Source organism: Pseudomonas sp. SB113 (genome assembly GCF_040754745.1).
Lineage (GTDB): Bacteria > Pseudomonadota > Gammaproteobacteria > Pseudomonadales > Pseudomonadaceae > Aquipseudomonas > Aquipseudomonas grimontii.
In genome coordinates this window covers 131,794-151,153 of the sequence record NZ_JBFMHW010000005.1, presented here as the reverse complement: position 1 = coordinate 151,153, position 19,360 = coordinate 131,794, and the positions used below count along the sequence as shown (strand labels likewise).

Annotated in this window: 15 protein-coding genes; 3 read left to right on the top strand and 12 right to left on the bottom strand. The window is 60.4% G+C overall.

Going from position 1 to position 19,360, the window contains the following annotated elements; genetic code table 11:
• Positions 1 to 102: 102 nt before the first annotated feature.
• The 3 genes from AB1462_RS08865 (at position 103) to AB1462_RS08855 (ending at position 1,921) form a co-directional block, all read left to right on the top strand.
• Complete coding sequence (locus tag AB1462_RS08865) at positions 103 to 270, top strand: rubredoxin (RefSeq protein ID WP_003213373.1); 168 nt, start codon at positions 103 to 105, stop codon at positions 268 to 270.
• Positions 271 to 306: 36 nt separating this feature from the next.
• The gene (locus AB1462_RS08860) at positions 307 to 1,455 is read left to right on the top strand and encodes an NAD(P)/FAD-dependent oxidoreductase (protein ID WP_367246592.1); all 1,149 of its coding nucleotides are present in this window, start codon (positions 307 to 309) and stop codon (positions 1,453 to 1,455) included.
• Between the two features lie 190 nt (positions 1,456 to 1,645).
• Positions 1,646 to 1,921, top strand: a complete 276-nt coding sequence (locus tag AB1462_RS08855; RefSeq protein WP_003195589.1) for an HU family DNA-binding protein — start codon at positions 1,646 to 1,648, stop codon at positions 1,919 to 1,921.
• 129 nt (positions 1,922 to 2,050) lie between these two features.
• Here AB1462_RS08855 and AB1462_RS08850 read toward each other — a convergent pair whose 3' ends face one another.
• From AB1462_RS08850 to tssB, 12 genes are all read right to left on the bottom strand, one after another.
• The gene (locus AB1462_RS08850; RefSeq protein WP_082631491.1) at positions 2,051 to 2,713 is read right to left on the bottom strand and encodes a hypothetical protein; all 663 of its coding nucleotides are present in this window, start codon (positions 2,711 to 2,713) and stop codon (positions 2,051 to 2,053) included.
• Positions 2,714 to 2,849: 136 nt separating this feature from the next.
• Entirely contained in the window at positions 2,850 to 3,509 is a 660-nt protein-coding gene (locus AB1462_RS08845; RefSeq protein WP_057975240.1) for a hypothetical protein, read from the bottom strand.
• Positions 3,509 to 7,855 (bottom strand): RHS repeat-associated core domain-containing protein, encoded by a 4,347-nt coding sequence (locus tag AB1462_RS08840; RefSeq protein ID WP_367246591.1) that lies wholly within the window; start codon positions 7,853 to 7,855, stop codon positions 3,509 to 3,511. The genes AB1462_RS08845 and AB1462_RS08840 overlap by 1 nt, the downstream gene beginning before the upstream one ends.
• A gap of 12 nt (positions 7,856 to 7,867) precedes the next feature.
• Positions 7,868 to 8,302, bottom strand: a complete 435-nt coding sequence (locus AB1462_RS08835) for a DcrB-related protein (protein ID WP_367246590.1) — start codon at positions 8,300 to 8,302, stop codon at positions 7,868 to 7,870.
• Positions 8,303 to 8,316: 14 nt separating this feature from the next.
• A complete protein-coding gene (locus AB1462_RS08830; protein ID WP_259191597.1) occupies positions 8,317 to 10,260 on the bottom strand; it encodes a type VI secretion system Vgr family protein in 1,944 nt (647 codons plus the stop codon).
• 159 nt (positions 10,261 to 10,419) lie between these two features.
• A complete protein-coding gene (gene tssH, locus AB1462_RS08825) occupies positions 10,420 to 13,083 on the bottom strand; it encodes a type VI secretion system ATPase TssH (protein ID WP_090401410.1) in 2,664 nt (887 codons plus the stop codon).
• Complete coding sequence (gene tssG, locus AB1462_RS08820) at positions 13,076 to 14,119, bottom strand: type VI secretion system baseplate subunit TssG (RefSeq protein ID WP_090401411.1); 1,044 nt, start codon at positions 14,117 to 14,119, stop codon at positions 13,076 to 13,078. The genes tssH and tssG overlap by 8 nt, the downstream gene beginning before the upstream one ends.
• On the bottom strand, positions 14,083 to 15,942 hold the full coding sequence (tssF, locus tag AB1462_RS08815; RefSeq protein ID WP_367246589.1) for a type VI secretion system baseplate subunit TssF: 1,860 nt from the start codon (positions 15,940 to 15,942) through the stop codon (positions 14,083 to 14,085). Before tssF ends, tssG begins: the two co-directional genes overlap by 37 nt.
• Complete coding sequence (tssE, locus tag AB1462_RS08810; protein ID WP_090409834.1) at positions 15,939 to 16,454, bottom strand: type VI secretion system baseplate subunit TssE; 516 nt, start codon at positions 16,452 to 16,454, stop codon at positions 15,939 to 15,941. Before tssE ends, tssF begins: the two co-directional genes overlap by 4 nt.
• A 207-nt stretch (positions 16,455 to 16,661) precedes the next feature.
• On the bottom strand, positions 16,662 to 17,150 hold the full coding sequence (locus AB1462_RS08805) for a type VI secretion system tube protein Hcp (protein WP_017735732.1): 489 nt from the start codon (positions 17,148 to 17,150) through the stop codon (positions 16,662 to 16,664).
• A gap of 171 nt (positions 17,151 to 17,321) precedes the next feature.
• Positions 17,322 to 18,818 (bottom strand): type VI secretion system contractile sheath large subunit, encoded by a 1,497-nt coding sequence (tssC, locus tag AB1462_RS08800; protein WP_090401413.1) that lies wholly within the window; start codon positions 18,816 to 18,818, stop codon positions 17,322 to 17,324.
• Between the two features lie 2 nt (positions 18,819 to 18,820).
• Positions 18,821 to 19,327, bottom strand: a complete 507-nt coding sequence (gene tssB, locus AB1462_RS08795) for a type VI secretion system contractile sheath small subunit (RefSeq protein WP_065926732.1) — start codon at positions 19,325 to 19,327, stop codon at positions 18,821 to 18,823.
• Positions 19,328 to 19,360: the final 33 nt, after the last annotated feature.

Sequence of the window (19,360 nt, the reverse complement as noted above, 5' to 3'; positions counted from 1 at the left end):
GCATCTGCCGGCCCCGATCAGTACAAAACGCCCTGAGCCGTGCGGCAACGCTGGATCCATCGACCGCCGGCCAACCTGCCTGGACCCTGAGGAAGCAAGTAAATGAAGAAGTGGCAATGTGTAGTCTGCGGCCTGATCTATGACGAAAAAGACGGCTGGCCGGATGATGGTATCGCTCCGGGCACCCTGTGGCAGGACGTACCGGAAGACTGGCTGTGCCCGGACTGCGGCGTCGGCAAGATGGATTTCGAAATGATCGAAATCGGCTAATTTTCAGTTTCAGAACCGTACTACAAGGAGAAAGGAATGAACGCACCTGTCGTGATCATCGGCACAGGATTGGCCGGCTACAACGTGGCCCGGGAGTTTCGCAAGCTCGACAGCGAGACCCCATTGCTGCTGATCACCGCGGATGACGGGCGCTCCTACTCCAAACCCATGCTTTCCACCGGCTTTGGCAAGAACAAGGAAGCCGATGGCCTGAGCATGGCCGAACCCGGTGCCATGGCCGAGCAACTCAAGGCCGAAGTGCGCACCCACACCCGCGTCAGCGGCATCGACCCCGGCCACAAGCGCCTGTGGATCGGTGAAGAAGCGGTGGCCTATCGTGATCTGGTCCTGGCCTGGGGCGCAGAAACCGTGCGCGTACCGGTCGAAGGCGACGCTGCTGAGTTGGTTTTCCCGATCAATGACCTCGAAGATTACGCCCGCTTTCGCGCCGCCGCTGCCGGCAAGCGCCGCGTGCTGCTGCTCGGCGCCGGCCTGATCGGCTGCGAATTTGCCAATGATCTGATCCTGGGCGGCTATGAAATCGACCTGGTCGCGCCGTGTGAGCAAGTCATGCCGACCCTGCTGCACCCGGCGGCAGCCGCAGCGGTGCAAGCCGGGCTGGAAGGCATCGGCGCGCGTTTCCACCTGGGCCCGGTGCTCAATCGCCTGCAACGCACGGCTGATGGCCTTGAGGCGCACCTGTCGGACGGTGAAGTGATCCACTGTGACCTGGTGGTGTCTGCCATTGGCCTGCGCCCGCGTGTAGACCTGGCCGCAGCGGCCGGCCTGCAAATCAACCGCGGGATCATGGTGGACCGCCACCTCAAGACCTCCCACGCCAATATCTATGCCCTGGGCGACTGCGCCGAGGTCGATGGCCTGAACCTGTTGTACGTGATGCCGCTGATGAGCTGCGCCCGTGCCCTGGCGCAAACCCTGGCCGGCAATGCCACGGCGGTGAGCTATGGGCCGATGCCCATCACCGTGAAAACCCCGGTGTGCCCGCTGGTGGTCTCACCTGCGCCACGAGGCACTGAAGGCGTCTGGAGTGTCGAAGGGCAGGGTGCCGACATCAAGGCCCTGTGCCGCGATGCCAGCGGCCGCCTGCTGGGTTACGCACTGACTGGCAGCGCTGTCATGGAAAAACTGGCGCTGAACAAAGAACTTCCGCCGTTACTGGCGTAAATACCACCCGTTCTGTCGCAAACATCACGTTCATACCCCGAGAAAGGCCGCCGCGAGACTGGCGCGGCGCCCGAGGGCATGCCATCCTCACTCCCGTCTGCCGCAGAGTAGAGCCTGCGGCGCCTTGGCGCTGCTCCACCAGAGAGCAGCACGGACATAACAACAAAAAACCGTCAAAGAGGCTTCACATATGCGTAAACCAGATCTCGCAGCCGCCATCGCTGAAAAAGCCGATCTCACCAAAGAACAGGCCAACCGCGTCCTGAATGCCGTCCTCGAAGAAATCACCGGCGCCCTGCACCGCAAGGACAGCGTCACCCTGGTCGGCTTCGGCACTTTCCTGCAACGCCACCGCGGCGCCCGCACCGGCAAAAACCCGCAAACCGGTGAGCCAGTGAAAATCAAGGCGAGCAACACCGTAGCGTTCAAGCCGGGCAAGTCGCTCAAAGACAGCGTCAACCCGTAAGTTAAGCGGTACCGTCTCGAAGGGAGGCGGGGCGGTAAAGAAGATGGGCACGCCGACTGGGTCGGGTGCCCATTTTTTGTTGGGTGCTGATGCGTATGCCAGATTAAGCCAGCTCGCCTAATCGCATTTTCAGGTGAATTGAACTAGGAAATAGCCGCCCACATCCCCTTCCTTCAGCTTTTTCGCTCGATTATCGGCGAACACATAGCCGATACCTCCACCGAATATTCCTTCGTGACTAGGGCTGATTTTTGCAATGTCGGCGTCGGTGAGTTGAGCCAAGAAATAGTAGCGAGGGCTTTCATACAAAGGGTCTTGCAACCAAGCGGGGCGCCCAAGGGCCTTGCTGATACCCGCGCCACTGTCCACGTCTTCCAATTCTTCCTCCATTTGTTCGGGAGTGAACGGTTGCTGGGCAATATACGTTCGCGGAATTGGATCAACCAACGCAGCGGGTGTGAGTTCGGAAGTCGCCAGCGCGTGAAGCAGAACCTGGCTATGGCCAAGTTGAAGTTTTTCCATCTCGCTTTGTTGATGGACAGTCAACTTTCGTACAGACGATCGTGTGTACGTTTCGTCAGTACGCTCAACGGAGACGAACACCGTAAGCGCCATCCCGGAGGGTATGAATGGGACGTCCAAGAACGTTGAGGTCATCGTAATCACCGGCAGCATAAGCTGACCGGTTTGCGGATCTTTAGGCCACAGTGCAAGGTCTGTAAGCCACGCACCTCCGCCTATTTGTCCAAGGTTATGGTCTTGCTCTGAGAGGATAATTTGATTGATACCCATAGCCGGTGATCCTTTAGAAACAACCTTTTCGTTTGGCGAATGACGTGGCAGAGCGCCTCTCGCTGTGGATTTCGATCAAGCGATGCTCGGCATTGTAGATGAAGGTTCCCGTTGACCTTGGGTGTTGTTCTGGTTATCAAGACAGATGCAGGTAAAACAGTTCCACTTCATTTGGGTCTTCAGAGGACCTCAGCACAGCTTTGTATTTGTCTTCAAGTTTCTGATTTAGACCTTCGTTATATAGCAAATAAAGAGCAGGATAATCAGTGTTGGTGCGAATCCAGTCTTCCGAATCTGCTTCGTCAAACCAACATTGGGCTAATCCAATACTGGTCAGCAACTGCTCTTTCCAGTCAGGTTTTTCATCCAGGCTGTCAAATGAATACAACCATATTGAAAAACGCTCATTGAAGTTCTCAAGCGTTTCGCCAGGATTTTTTAGTGGCCGCCAGTCCGTCAGTTCGGCGACAACATGGTTGGAAGTCCGGGTTTTAATAGTCTTCTCGATAATAGACTGGGACCAGTTTTCCGGATATTCAAACCGTTCGTCTCGGAGTGCTTTATTAAGGACGTTGTTCACGCACGTCATCAGCGCTGGGTCCACTATCTGAAGCGTCAAGTGGAGAGAAAACCATCCCTTGCTCTTGGATAGATTTATCGTGTAGCGACGAACTCGACCACGCTCGCCATTCGTTTCAAAATTTCTGCCTTTTTTTAGCGCGTACCCATGTTTCGCGAAGGGTTCTGCTAAGAATGAGGTCAGTAACTTCAATATATCTTTTACAGTTTCAGTCATTACGGCAACCTCCATAGTGGGACCCTGGCTTCGCTAACGGTTACGCCTTTTGTGCTCTTTCCAGAATTACCAAATATGCCTTTCCCATCGGCGATGATTTTGTCTTTTGCAAGCTGGGCTTTAGACCGTACAGCACCACCTGACTTGACCTCAATTGCGACGACTTTCCCGGTTTTGTTATTTTTTATCAAAATGTCTACGTAGCGGCCTCTCCCTGCACCTGGAGTTTTGACATAAACCTGTGTACCGAGCACGGTCACTTTGGGATTATTTAATAGCTTCTGATGCACCAGGTTTTCAGCGGCTTTACCGTTGACTTTATTCTGCCTCCTTTGTGCTGAGGAACAGGCCCAGCCCCAGGGGTCTATCCAACCCGTCGGGTTAGGAGCGTATTGGTAAAGATTGCCGCCTCCCGCCAACCCAATCGGATCCGGCGTCGTAAACCTCCCCACATCCGGATCATAAAACCGAAACGTGTTGTAGTGCAGCCCAATCTCCCGATCCAGATACTGCCCCTGGAACCGCAAATTCTGCTCTTCGATAAAGTACGCCTCACGCACTTCTTCGTCCGCATTCCCCCACACCTGATAGCGCGCCTGCCATACCGTTTTCCCATCAGCTTCGGTCAGTTGCTCAGGCAAACCATTCAGGTCGTTGTGGTAGTAGCGCACGCTTTGGTGCTCGCCCGTGCCGTCCACGCGAGCTAGCGGTACATAGCCGTCTTCTTCATAGATATAGAGGCTGGTCTGGCTATGCCGATGCTCCTGCAGCAGGCGCAACCCTTCCCAATCAAAGCGGCTTTCACCCAACGGATAGCCGTTGCTGTCATGTTCGGTTTTAGCGATGCGCCGGCCGAGGGGGTCGTAGGTCATTTTCACGACCGTTTCGCGTCCATCCTTCTGGCTACGGACTTCGATCAGGCGATGCTCTGCGTCGTAGGCAAAGAGCTGTACACCGCGTAGGGCACTGCGCTTTTCGATCATTCGGCCAAAGCCGTCGTAACGATAGCGTTTGTCCTGATAGGTCAACAGCTTGTTATGCACCACCAGCCCCGCACTGGCTGACGGACCGTCTAGCAGGTTGGCGGCGGCATCATAGGCAAACGTTTCTCGCTGGCCCTGAGCGTTGTCCTGGCTGGCGATAATGCGCCCGGTCGCGTCGTAATGGAGCAGTTGGCGCTGATCCCGACGGTTATCGCGGTCACGCTCCAGGCGGCCGATCAGGTTATCGGCCGGGTCATAGTCGAAGTGTTTTTGCTGGGCAGCCGGCAGTTGCGTGGGCTGGCCATTGGGGCGTCGTATCCGTGAGCGCAGGCGGCCGCTGCGGTCATATTCGCTGCGCGTGGTGATCTGGCCTTGGGTACGCAGGACTTCACGGTGCAGGCGGTCGCGTTCGAAGTCGCAGATGACGCGGCCGTCGAGGTTGATCTGGTGCAGGTGGCCGCTGCCGTAGTAAAGACGGTTGAGCCAGCGGCCGTCGGGCAACTGCGTCTGGATCAGGTTGCCGAGCTCATCGTAGTGGTAGTTCAGGCTGCCGGCGGCGCTTTGTTCGATGAGCAACTGGCCGCGCGCGTCGTAGGCGAAGGCCAGTGCCTGGGTGGTTTCGTCATTGCCGATGAAGGTGACAGCGGTGAGTTGGTCCAACGGGTCGTAGGCGTATTCGGTGCGACCATCATCGGTTTGTTTCAACAGCAAGCGGCCCACTGCATCTCGTTCGAGTCGATGCACAATTGAAGGCTCAGGTGTCTGCCCGGTGGGCACGTACTCAACGGCGGCTACGTTATCCAGAAGGTCATAGGCATAACGTCGGGCGCTGCCGTCGAGGTCTTGTTGTTCCACGAGGCGGTCGCACGGGTCCCAGGTAAAGCGGTAACTCTCACCATTTTCATTGGTCAGGGTTTGGAGGTGTCCGTAGGCGTCGTAGCGGAACTCAATCTGCCGGCCGTGTGCATCTATTCGTTGGCGCACTTGCCCGCGGCGCCCGTATTGGTAGCGGGTGGTGTGACCCGCTGCATCGGTATAGCCGATCAACAGACCGCTGGTGTCGCGCAGGTACTGTTCGGTGCGGCCGTCCGGCATTTCGGTCTGCAACAGCCGGCCTTGGCCGTCGTGTCGATAGCGCTGCCGTTCACCCAAGGCGTCGACGACCACCTGCAAATGGCCCTGGCGGTCGTACTCGAACGCTGTGGGATACCCTGAACAATCGATATGCTGGATTAACTGCCCGGTTTCATTCCAGCGCAGGGTTTTGCTTTTACCCGTTGCATCGATGATCTCCACCACTTGGCCAAAGGTGTCATAACGATAACGTGTGGCATGTCCCAAGGGGTCGACTTCGCTGACGCAATTGCCCCGCTGGTCGTACTGATATTGCCACGCGTGGCCTGCCGCATCGGTCTCCACCAGCGGCAGCGACCAATGCTCCAGCCACAACGTCGACTCGATACGCCCCAACGGATCCTGAGTGCTGCACAGGTTGCCGGACTCGTCGTAGCCGAACTGCCATTTGCCGCCTTGTGGGTCAGTCGCGCTGAGCAACTGACGCTCCTCATTCCATTCGAATTGCCACGTCTTTCCCAGGTTGTCGGTGTATTCGGTGATCTGGTACTGCGAGTTCCAGCGACGTGTGCTGAGACGCTGCAAACCATCAGTAATGCGCGTCACGCCGGCCGACAGGTCATAGTCGAACAGGTATTCGTCACCCTCATCGGTCCAGTGCCGCACCACGCGCCATTCGCTGCCGTCCACGCAGCCCCATTGGTAGTAACAACGCAGCCCGGTGGGCAGTTGATGCTCGACCATGCGCTGGCCGTCGTCATAGGCGAAGCGGCGTTGCACGTTTGCGTCGGTATCGCGTACTTCGGCCAGGTCGCCGCGAGAGTCGTAGCTGTAACTGACAAGGGTTTCCCGGCTGTGATCGGGGTATAGCCGCTCGACTTGCTCCACTCGCGCCGGCCATTGCTGGCTGTAAACAAGTTCGACACGCACATGGTCGAACGTATCTCGTAAGTGGCTCAGCCGACCCTGAACGTCATAGTCGAGGAAGATTCGGTTGTCGTTGCGATCCCCCAATTGGCTAAGGCGCAGGCGTGAGGCGGTGCCTGGCGTTGGTTCGAATAGCCGATAGAGCCCATCAACGCTTTCAATCAGTAGTTGGCCATTGGTATTGCGCCGTACGCTCAAGCCTTCTCCTGCGCTGAATACGGCACCGCCCAGCGGGATGACGCCCATGTCGATCTGTCGCGCTTGCTCATCGGTATAGACCAGCCGTTCCCCACCTTCGGGGTGTACGCCAATCTCGACGCAGACCTCGTAGATCACGCTCCAGCTGGCACCGAACAGACCGTCGCGACGCTCGTCCCGGCTGCTGTAGTAGCGCTGCCACTCGATAGGGAGCAGGCCGGGCAGGGCGAAGTCCAGATCGTCTTCCCCATCAAGAATTTTCGCGCCAGTGGAGCTGTGTACCGGGTTGGGCGAGCCTGCTACTGCAGAGGTAATGGCATTGGTCACTTGGCTGGTGCCCCACGACACCAGTCCACCAACGACCATGCACGGCAGCTTGCTGAAAAACTTGGAGCCGCCACCACGCAGCATCAACAGTGCGGTCACCGCCAGCCCGACACCGGGTGTCTTGCCACTGCGGATCTCGCGCACCACCACCGGGCTTCCGCCAATACGCACGTTGCTGGAGATCATCCCCGACTCGACAATCGATGCGTCGCAGGTGCTTCGGTCACCGCTGCGGGCGGCCGGTTGACCGTTGATAGTGACCTTGCTGGAGCCTTCGGCAATAAACTGCGGCGGCATTGGCGGATGCTTGGTGCAAATCACAATATCCAGCGGTTTCGGTACTGCGCCTGGTGCGGGAACCGCTACGGTGGGTCGCCACATCTGCGAGAAGAAACCCTTGGCCATATCAAGGTAGCTAGCCTCTTCGGGGCTACCACCTTCGGCAGGTTGCGAGCTGACCGGGCCGATGGCGCCTGCGGCACGTGCAGAGGGTATGCCGTTGGTGAAGGTGTTGTGGGAGCCGGTGGCGATTGTTGCCATCACCACCGGCGGGAATAACGCGCTGCCTATCCAGTCACAGACTTTTGTCAGCCCTTTGTCCGCCCCCGTCTTGCTCATGCCTATGCCGACGATAATTCCCACCACGGCGCCCAGCACAAAGCAGCCTAGCCCGCCGGTTACGACTGTAATTCCGGTGGCGGCCACAATCGCAGCAGTGGCAACGGCCGTAATAGCGATGTTGGCCGCAATTTCCAGCACGCCTCCCAGGATGTCGGCCATCGCCGAGGTGTGCAGCAGGCCGTCGCCGAGACGTGCCGCCCAGAGTGCGTCAGACATGGAATAGGGACTTCAAGGCTTGGGATTCAGCTGCAAGGTGCTTTTGATGGTTGCCCAATGGGCGCTTTCAGCATCGCCCAGGGGTTGGGCTTTGACATAACTCAGGGCAAGCATCTGCCGAGTGCCGGGTATCACAAGCGCTAACTGGTATTGATGGATACGCTCGGTGCCCTTGCTGAACTGGTTATGCACTTCGATGGCGTCTATATCCTGCGCCGCGCCTACACGAAGTGCCTTGGCCGGTTGGTAGCGCAGGTCCTGTACCTGCTTCTCCAGCTTCGCCAGTTGCTCTTCGAAGTTGCTTTGCAGCGTCTCACCATTACCTAGAAGGCTACGGCTGACGATCAACGACGTACCCAGAGCGGCGAACTTCAGGATATTGATGGAAGCATCCTGAACGTCATCGCTGGGCAGCGTGAATTGCAGTTCATTAAGTTGATAGGTCATGAAACGGAATCTCGTTATTGGCCGGAAGGCGGCTTGGGAAACATGGAATTGACGGCCGCGTCGATTTCACCCTTGACCCCTTGGCCCATGGGGGTGGTGCCGCCTTTGCCACCAATGTTCAAATGCAAATTACCTCCGGTGTTGATCTCCGAGCTGCCCTCGGAATACACATTGATCTGCACACCAGTGAGATTGATCTGGCCGCTGGCGTTGAGCTCCAGCACGCTTTTGCCACAAACCAGGCGCAAGTTTTCGCCCACTTCAATTAGATAGCTCTTGCTGATGGCGTCGGTTTTGCTGAACCCCACCATAAGCATGTCGTCATGCTTGACCGCACGCACGCGGTCGTTGCCGATCGTCACTACCTCGTCATGCCCAATGCTCTTATTCCGGTCATGCCCCACCGAATGGCTCTCATCCACCTCCACCACAATGTCCTGGTTACGCTCGGCATGGATGTACAACTGCTCCAGCCCCTTCTTGTCCTCCATGCGGATTTCATTGAAGTTGGCCGGCGTGCCGCCCTTGCTCGAGCGACTCTTCATGCCGCTCTGGGTCGCGTTTTCCGGCAGGTCGTACGGCACCGTCTGCTCGGCGTTGTACACCCGCCCGGTAATGATCGGGCGGTCTGGATCACCTTCAAGAAAGCTCACGATCACTTCCTGGCCAATCCGTGGAATCTGCATCGAGCCCCAGTTCTTGCCGGCCCAGGATTGCGATACACGAATCCAGCACGAACTGTTTTCGTTGGATTGGTCGTGGCGGTCCCAGTAGAAGTGCACCTTCACGCGGCCGTACTGGTCGGTCCAGATTTCCTCGCCTTTGGGGCCGACCACCAGCGCGGTCTGCGGGCCTTTGACGATGGGGCGATAGGTGCTCGCCAAGGGGCGGAAGCTTTGCTGGGCGTCGATGCAGGTCAGGCTGCTTTCGAACTGCGCCGAGCCTGAGCCACCACCGCTTTCCAGGCTTTCCTGGACGATGTAGTAGCGGCAGCCGACGATCAGGTATTCGCGGTTCTGGTCCTGGCGGCTGAAGCCGGTGAGGCTGAACAGGTGGCCGGAGCCGAGGCCGCGGGCATTGCCGCTGAACTCGATCTGTTCATGCAGGGTTTGCAGGGCTTCGATGCGGGTGCGCGCGTAGTGCTCACCGTCGGCGCTTTGCACGTAGGTGCCAGGGTAGTCGTACAGCGGGTAGTCGCCGGCGGTGTGCGGGCGCGGCATGGCGGAGCGCACGTCGATGCTGGCGCTGGGGCGCTGGAAGTCGTAGTCGTTGAGCTCCAGCGAGCCCGGCTGCACTTCCTGCGCCAGGTGCCAGTTGTGCATGTGGTCGCGTTCGCGCTGCTGCTCGTCCTTGGGGTAATACGGGATCGACGCATAGCCCGGTACCGTGGTGTGGGCGCCATAGGCGTCGGCCAGCACCAGCACATGGCGGTCCTGTTCGTGGCGGAAGAAGTAGTAGATACCTTCCTGTTCCATCAGGCGGCTGACGAAATCGAAGCTGGTCTCGCGGTACTGCACGCAGTATTCCCACTCGCGATACGGCCGGCTCAGGGCGTCTTCGAAGTCGGAGAAGCCCAGGTCGCGAAAGACCTGCTTGATGATCTGCGGGATGCTCAGGTTCTGGAAAATCCGGCAGTCCGAGGTGCGGCTGAGCAGCCACAGCCAGGGGCGCAGCGTCACCTGGTAACTGGCGAACTGGCCTTGGTCGATGTTCTGGCTGCACCGCGCGACGATGCCGTGGAAATGCCGCTCGCCACCGTCCGCCAGTTGCAGGCCCACGCTCATCGGCTTGCCCAGCAACTGGTTGAGGTCGATGTTGGCGTCCAGGGACGTCAGTTGCAGCTCATAGTTGAACAGGCGGCCCAGCTCTTCGCCGCCGCCCATTTCATTGAGCAGCAGCACATCCGGCCCGAGGGGGCTGGTGATCTTGGCCAGGCGTGAGGCTTGGTTGAATAGCATCGGGCGTCTCGAAAATGACTAAATAACTGAAGAAACTGAGTTCAAATGTGGGAGGGGGCTTGCCCCCAATAGCAGTGTGTCAGTTGATGTATCAGGCGACTGATTCACCGCCATCGGGGGCAAGCCCCCTCCCACATTTGCATTGCATTCCAACAGTCGTTATTCGGCGTCGCTGAAGTCGTAATGCAGCTCGTTATCCCGGCTGCTGATGCGCACACCCGCCAATGCCTTGCCTTCGAGCATGCGCGTGAGGAATTCACGGCTCATGTCCGGCAGCAGGCTGTTGGTGAGGATGGTGTCGATCATGCGCCCGCCGCTTTCGGTTTCGGTGCAGCGCGAGACGATCAGGTCGACCACCGCGTCGTCGTAGTCGAAGGCGACCTTGTGCGTATTCTCCACGCGCTTCTTGATGCGGTTGAGTTGCAGGCGGGTGATCGCCTTGAGCATCTCGTCGCTCAGCGGGTAGTAGGGGATCGTCACCAGGCGGCCGAGCAAGGCCGGTGGGAAGATCTCCAGCAGCGGCTGGCGCAGGGCCTTGGCGATTTCTTCCGGTTCGGGGATATTCGCCGGGTCTTTGCAGACCCGGGAAATCAGCTCGGTACCAGCGTTGGTGGTCAGCAGGATCAAGGTGTTCTTGAAGTCGATCACCCGGCCTTCGCCGTCTTCCATCACGCCCTTGTCGAACACCTGGAAGAAGATTTCATGCACGTCCGGGTGGGCTTTTTCCACCTCGTCCAGCAGTACCACGCTGTAGGGTTTGCGCCGCACCGCTTCGGTCAGCACGCCGCCTTCGCCGTAGCCGATATAGCCCGGTGGTGCGCCCTTGAGGGTGGACACCGTGTGGGCTTCCTGGAACTCGCTCATGTTGATGGTGATCACGTTCTGCTCACCGCCGTACATGGCTTCGGCCAGGGCCAGGGCGGTTTCGGTCTTGCCCACCCCCGAGGTGCCGGCCAGCATGAACACGCCAATCGGCTTGCTCGGGTTGTCGAGGCCGGCGCGGGAGGTCTGGATGCGCTTGGCGATCATCTGCAGGGCGTGGTCCTGGCCGATGATGCGTTTCTTCAGGTGCTGGTCGAGATTGAGCACGGTTTCCAGTTCGTTGCGGGCCATGCGGCCCACCGGGATACCGGTCCAGTCGGCGACCACCGAGGCCACGGCCTGGTAATCCACGGTCGGCAGGATCAGCGGGGTTTCGCCTTGCAGCGCGGTGAGGCGCTGTTGCAGGTCGACCAGTTTTGCACGCAGTTCATCGTTGCCACTGTCCACAACCCCGGCCTTTTCGCGCAGGGTTGCGCGGGTAGCGAGCAGCTCATCCACCAGGGTTTTCTCTTCGGCCCAGCGGCTTTCCAGGGTCGCCAGGCGCTCACGTTCTGCGGCCAGCAAGGTTTCGCTGTTGCTCTGGCGCGCGCCAATCGCAATGCCGATGGCATGCTCGCGAGCGATGATTTGCAGCTCGGTTTCCAGGGCTTCGATGCGGCGGCGGCTGTCGTCCACCTCCGCCGGCACCGCGTGCAGGCTGATGGCGACGCGGGCGCAGGCAGTGTCCAGCAGGCTCACGGATTTATCCGGCAACTGGCGCGCCGGGATATAGCGATGGGACAACTTCACCGACGCTTCCAGGGCTTCGTCGAGGATCTGCACCTGGTGGTGTTTCTCCATGGTCGAGGCCACGCCGCGCATCATCAGCAGTGCTTTGTCTTCCGACGGCTCGGCAACCTGGACCACCTGGAAGCGGCGGGTCAGGGCCGGGTCTTTCTCGATGTGTTTTTTGTACTCGGCCCACGTAGTCGCGGCCACGGTACGCAGGGTGCCACGGGCCAGGGCGGGCTTGAGCAGGTTGGCCGCATCACCAGTACCGGCAGCGCCACCGGCACCCACCAGGGTGTGGGCTTCGTCGATAAACAGAATGATCGGCTTGGGCGAGGCCTGGACGTCTTCGATGACCTGGCGCAGACGCTGTTCGAACTCGCCTTTCATGCTCGCGCCGGCTTGCAGCAGGCCCACATCGAGGCTGCGCAGTTCCACATCCTTGAGTGCCGGCGGCACGTCACCGGCGACGATGCGCAGGGCAAAACCTTCGACCACGGCGGTCTTGCCGACGCCGGCTTCACCGGTGAGGATCGGGTTGTTCTGGCGGCGGCGCATGAGGATGTCCACCAGTTGGCGAATCTCTTCGTCGCGGCCCACGATCGGGTCGAGCTTGCCGCTGCGCGCTTGTTCGGTCAGGTCGACAGTGAAGCGCTTGAGCGCTTCCTGCTTGCCCATCGCACTCGGCGCCATGGCACCGCTGGCCTCGCCCGGCACCGCGCCGGCATTGAAACCATCGCTGGCAGTCAGGGCATTTTCCGGCGAGTCGCCGACGTATTCGTCAAAACGCTCGCTCAGGGCCTCGGCCTTGATCTTGTCGAACTCCGACGACAACCCCAGCAACGCATGGCGCAGGCTCGGCGTCTTGAGGATGCCCAGCACCAGGTAGCCGGTGCGCACCTGGCTTTCGCCGAACATCAGGCTGCCGTACACCCAGCCGCGTTCCACGGCTTCTTCCACGTGGGACGACAGGTCGGTGATCGACGTCGAGCCACGCGGCAGGCGATCCAGGGCTTCGGTGAGGTCACGGGCCAGGCGCGCGGGCTCGACGTTGAACTGGCGGATGATGCGGTGCAGGTCCGAGTCCTGCAGTTGCAGCAACTGGTGGAACCAGTGAGCCAGTTCCACGTACGGGTTGCCCCGCAGCTTGCAGAACACGGTGGCGGCTTCGATGGCCTTGTAGGCCACGCTGTTGAGTTTGCCGAACAGTGCGGCGCGACTGATTTCACCCATGCTCTGGATTCCTTGAGGTGGTGGCTTGATCGGCGTAATGCCGGGCCAGGATTAGGTCGTTGGCGTCATGCTCGGGCTTGCCGAGCCAGGTGTTGAAGCCCAGGCGGAACTGGCCGTTGAGTTGCAGCGCGGGTACTTCGGGTTGTTGCAGAACCAGGTTCAAGTCCCAGTCCAATTCATGGCCCAGGTACTCGGCCACCCACGCCACCAGCTCGTTGAATGGTTGGCTGCCGGGCAGCATGCCCATGTAGTCGTCCAGCTTGAGCGGGCCCAGGCGGATACGGAATTTATGCTGGCGGTCCCACACGTGGCTGCCCAGGCAGAAGTCCACCCCCAGCTGGTTGGCGCTCACGCCCACGCGGCTGCGCTCGGGCAGTTCCAGCCATTGGCCGACGTATTCTTCGATCTCCACCGGCAGGCCGAAATACTCGCCGAGAATGGCCTTCAAACCGTCCGGGTAGCGGGTTTGTGCCGACAGGTGGCCGCTGTAATGCAGCTTCGCCGTGTCGGGGATCAATCCTTGGTTAAGCAGGCTCGGCATGCCCCGGCCACTCAAGGCGGCGAGGCGTGCAGACCAGTAGTCATCGTCCGGACGGTCGTGGCTGACCGTCGGCCGTGCCTCGGCCCAGGCCCGGTAAAAGAGGCTCAGCAAACGGTGGTGGAACACGTCCAGGAACTGCTTGCTGGTGCTGTCGGCGTTGTTGCGCTGGCGCTCGCGTACGTACTCGGTGATATGCAGCGGCAACGGTCCGTTGGGGCCGCCGAGACCGAAGAAGAACTGTTCCAGCCGTGCGGGTTTGCCGTCGCCACCGGGATCGACCGAGGCCAGGGTGGCCGGGGCGAAGGTGCAATCGGCCTGTTGCCCGAGGCGCAACGGGTCATCCGCCAGGCGCAGGGAATGGCCCAGGCGCGGCAGCTCGGGCGATTCGCACTCGATACGCCGCAACGCCTGGAAGAAATCGTATTCCCAGGGCTCCAGATGCATCGCATCCAACGTACTCACAGGGTCGGACGACGCCCGGGCTTGGCTTTCCATCGCATGATCTCGCCGCGTTCGGTGGTACGGATCACCGTCTCGGTAAAACTGTTGATCGACACGTAGCGTGCCAGGAAGCGTTCCAGCACCGCACCGAGCAGGAACACGCCGGTGCCGCGAAACGCGTTTTCATCGAACTCCAAGGTAATTTCCAGGCCGCGACCAAACACAATCGGGCCGGGCATAGGCAGGCGCCGTGTGACGGCCTTGCTGCTGACGTCGCGCAAGCCTTCGATCTGCAATTGCAGCGCCGCGTCGTTACTGTCGCCGTACAGGCGCAACAGTTCGCGCAACGCCGCCGCGCCCTGGCCTTGTTCGCTCAGGGACAAATAGTTGAGCGACAACTGGCTGATCAGGCGCCAGGCCTTGGCGTCATGGGCATGGCTGGCGCGTGGACGGCTTGGCCCGGCGACGCAACGCACGGATAACACCGGCGCGCTGTCGGCCAGGGTGAAGTCGGTCTTGCCATTGCCCACGCTCATGAACAATGGCAGGTCGCGGTTGGTGCACAGCGCGGTCACGCCGAGTTGGCGTAGGTCGTGCCGGTACGGCGCCTGGCGGCTGTCGACCAGGCTGACAAAGGTTTCGCTGCCCACATAGGTGGAGCGCGGGCCGTTGCGGCGCTGGTCGCTGGACAACACCCGTGGTTCGCGGCGCACGGTGTAGTAAGCCTGGTCGCGGCCATAACGCGATGGATCGCGTACCGCATAGAACGGTAAAAATGGCTGCTCTGGCCCGGTGCCGTGGCCGGTGATGCCGCTCAACGAATGAATCTCGAAATCCATCGGCCGTGTGCGGTCGGCGATCACGTGGTGTTCGTTGACCCGGTCGGACAAGTGGATGCGGTCCACGCGTTTCGGGAACAGGTTGATCGCCGGGGTGCAAAACGGCAAAAACTGCGCCGCGCCGACGCTGCCTTCCAGGCTCGGCTCGTGACGGTCGAACAGCACGATCAGTTCCAGCTCCTGGCCGTCGCAACGTTTGACCGCTCGGCTCAGCTCGGCGAATTCGACGAACAGGAAGCGGTGGGGCAGGGCGAAGTATTCCTGCAACAGGCGATAGCCCTGGAACGCGCGCGCGACGACCGGCATGGCCGCATCGGCGTCGTCGAAACCCCGCGAGCGCAGCGCGTCCTGGGGCAGGCGCTCGACCCAATCGCCACCGGGCTTGCGTGCAAACACCGCACAGGCGTTGCCCAGCAGTTGTTCGTAAAGGCGGAACGGCTGCTCATCGGCGCCACTGAGGTACAGCGGCAGGTTGTCCAGATCGAGGCTGTTGAACGGCAATTCGGCGCCGGTGCGCAGAGTCAGGCGCAAGCCGGCCTTGGCTTTCGGCTCACTGGCGGCGAGGCGCCCGAGCACGGCGGCGGGGTTGCCGAAGTACTCGGCGCTGCTGACCTGCAACGGCCACAACGTCACCGGGTGCGCGGTGCGGTACTCGCAGCAGGTCTGGGTTTCGCGGCCCAATGCGGCACGCAACACGGTGTCGCGCGGCAGCGGGAAGCCGCTGGCCAGGGAGCCTTCATCGGGGTCGGTCTGCAATTGCACCACGGTCATCGACGGCGTCGGCGCCAGGTAGTGCGGGTAAGCGATTTCCAGCAGGTTGTGGGTGAAGGTCGGGTACTCGGCGTCGAGTTTGAGCTGTACGCGGGCGGTGAGGTAGGCAAAGCCCTCAAGCAGGCGTTCGACGTACGGGTCGGCGCAGTCCATACCGGACAGGGTCAGCCGACTGGCGATCTTCGGGTATTCCTTGGCGAACTCCGCCGCGCTTTCGCGCACGTGGTGCAGTTCCTGGTTGTACAGCTCTAGCAGGCGCGGGTTCATGAGCGCCTCCGCTGGTCGGCATTCACCACGCGCACATGGCCGGATTCCAGGTCGAGGTCGGTTTGCAGCAACAGGCGCAAGGGCACCGGCTGCGCCCACAGGTCGCCTTCGATCTCGAAACTCAGCGCGTTGTGATTCATCTCGCCATGGCCGACGCGGGCTTTGACGCGCAGGGTATGGCGCAGGATGCGCGGTTCAAAGGTGGCAATCGCCTGGTAGATCAGGGCTTCCAGGGCCTTGATGTCGACGCTGGAAACGCTGTTGCCCGCCAGCGCCGGCAGGCCGTAATTGACCACCGAGGTGCCTGCCTGTGTGTGCAGCGTGGCATCGGCATCGAGCAACGACGTGGTGTTGAGCAGCCACGCCAGGTCGCGCAGCACCGAGGCTTTCAATTGGGTCAGGGACAGCACGCGTTTATCGGCGCTTTCCTTGGGATTAGTTGGGTCGTCGTCGGTCAACCGGTCCAGCAGGGACGGTTGCAGACGGTCGCGGGAAGCGATTTCAGTTACCACCAAAGCAGCTCCACGGACAATATCGAAAATGAAAGACCCGCCGTAGCAGCTGCCGAGCGAAGCGAGGCTGCGTCCGACTGCGAAGCAGTCGTAGAGCAGGCACTGAGTTTCATCAGGTAAACCTCAGTGCCTGGTGTACGAGGACTTCGTCCTCGAACGCAGCCTCGCTTCGCTCGGCAGCTGCTACAGCGGAGCGAGGTAGGCGTATCAGCGCTTGGTGTTGGAACGGATGTTCCAGCCAAACTTGATCGCGCCGCCGTCTTTGGTGCCGTCGGCTTTCTGCGGCTGGTAGTCGACCATCACTTGGGCGAAGTTCAGGGTGACGTTTTCAGTCAGGCGGTCATCGCTGCCCGAACCGCCGGTGCTCAGGGACGTTACCAGCACTTCTTCCAGGTTGATCACCATGTACTCGACCTGGCTTTCACCACCGGCCTTGCGCACGGTCAGCTTGACCTTGTCGATGTGCTTGCCGCTGGCGCAGTGCATCATCAGGTTCGGCGAGGCCTTGTCGACGTACTTGGTCAGCGACAGGTCCTGGATATTCACCTTGCCCGCGCCACCGCCACCGCCAACGTGCATGTTGCCGGACTGGGCCATGCCCCAGCTCCAGTTCAGCACGTCGATTTCGTCCTTGTGGGCCTTGTCCATGGACTCGCCCTTGATGTCGCCGATCTTGATGAAAATATCAACAGCCATGTTTTCTCCCTGTGTGGCTCTTGCCACTGAATTTGAGTGACTCCAAATGGGCAGTGCTTTTGTGTGGGAGGGGGCTTGCCCCCGATGCAGGCACCTCGGTGTGTCAGTCACACCCCAGTGATGCTATCGGGGGCAAGCCCCCTCCCACAGAAGAGCCAGCTCATCCGTGGGTTAGGCGCTTTTCGCCGAAGGCAGCTTCGATACCAGGCGCAGCGATACGGTCAGCCCTTCGAGCTGGTAGTGCGGGCGCAGGTAGAACTTGGAGTTGTAGTACCCCGGGTTGCCCTCGACGTCTTCCACGATCACTTCGGCGGCGGCCAACGGGTGCTGGGCCTTGGTGGTCTCGGTGGAGTGCGCCGGGTCACCGTCGACGTAGTTGAGGATCCAGTCCTGCAACCAGCGCTGCATCTCGTCCTTCTCTTTGAAGGAGCCGATCTTGTCGCGCACGATGCACTTCAGGTAGTGAGCGAAACGGCAGGTGGCGAACAAGTACGGCAGGCGCGCGGCCAGGTTGGCGTTGGCGGTGGCGTCCGGGTCGTCGTATTCGGCCGGTTTCTGCAACGACTGGGCGCCGATGAACGCGGCGAAGTCGGTGTTTTTCTTGTGCAGCAGCGGCATGAAACCGTTCTTCGCCAGCTCCGCTTCACGGCGGTCGCTGATGGCGATTTCGGTCGGGCACTTCATGTCCACGCCACCGTCATCGGTAGGGAACGTGTGGGCCGGCAGGTTTTCCACTTCACCGCCAGACTCCACGCCACGGATGCGCGAGCACCAGCCGTAGTGCTTGAACGAACGGTTGATGTTCACCGCCATCGCGTAGGCCGCGTTGGCCCAGGTGTACTTGGAACTGTCGGCGCCGTCGGTGTTTTCTTCGAAGGCGAAGGCTTCCACCGGGTCGGTCTTGGCGCCATACGGCAGGCGCGCCAGGAAGCGCGGCATGGTCAGGCCGATGTAGCGCGAGTCTTCCGATTCACGCAGCGAGCGCCAGCCAGCGTATTCCGGGGTGGTGAAGATCTTGGTCAGGTCGCGCGGGTTCGACAGTTCCTGCCACGAGCCCATGCCCATCACGGTCGGCGAAGCGGCAGCGATGAATGGGGCGTGCATGGCGGCGCAGACTTTCGACAACTCGCCCAGCAGTTCCACGTCCGGTGGCGACTGGTCGAAGTAGTAGTCGCCGACCAGGCAGCCGTACGGTTCGCCGCCGAACTGGCCGTATTCTTCTTCGTACATCTTCTTGAAGATCGGGCTCTGGTCCCACGCGGTGCCCTTGAATTTCTTCAGGGTCTTGTGCAAGTCCGGCTTGGAGATGTTGAGCACGCGAATCTTCAGCTGCTCATCGCTCTCGGTGTTATTGACCAGGTAGTGCAGGCCACGCCAGGCGCTTTCCAGCTGCTGGAAATCCTGGTGGTGGATGATCTGGTTGACCTGGGCGGTGAGCTTGGCGTCGATGGCGGCGATGATCGATTCGATCGACTTGATCGCATCGTTGGACACCAGGTCGGTTTGCGCCAGGGCCTGTTCGGCCAAGGTGCGCACGGCGGTTTCCACGGCTTCGCGGGCACGCTCGGTCTTGGGCTTGAATTCCTGCATCAACAAGGATGCGAATTCGCTGGTTTCCTCGGTTGCACCCAGGCTCTGGGCGCCTTCGCGGGCGGTATTGTCAGTCATGATTACTGGTCCCCTGCAGGCTTAGGCGCGCTGGCAAGTGCCTGAAGCAGTGCCGGATCCTTGATTGCCTTCATGATGATTTCTTCAGCGCCAGTCTTGCCGTCCATGTAGGTCAGCAGGTTGGCCAGTTGGGTGCGGGCTTCGAGCAGTTGCTTGAGCGAGTCGACCTTGCGGGCCACGGCGGCCGGGCTGAAGTCGTCCATGCTTTCGAAGGTGATGTCCAGGCTCAGGTTGCCTTCGCCGGTCAACTCGTTGGGGACGTGGAACGCCACGCGCGGCTGCATGGCCTTGAGGCGCGAGTCGAAGTTGTCGACGTCCACTTCAAGGAATTTGCGGTCGGCCACAGGCAGAAGAGGCTCGGCAGGCTTGCCGGCAAGGTCGGCCATCACACCCATCACGAAGGGCAGCTGGACCTTTTTCTCGGCGCCGTAAAGCTCGACGTCGTACTCGATCTGCACTCGAGGCGCGCGGTTGCGCGCGATGAATTTCTGAGAACTTTGCTTCGCCACGTTGCTGCTCCTGGTCGCTTGAGCGACGGTGTT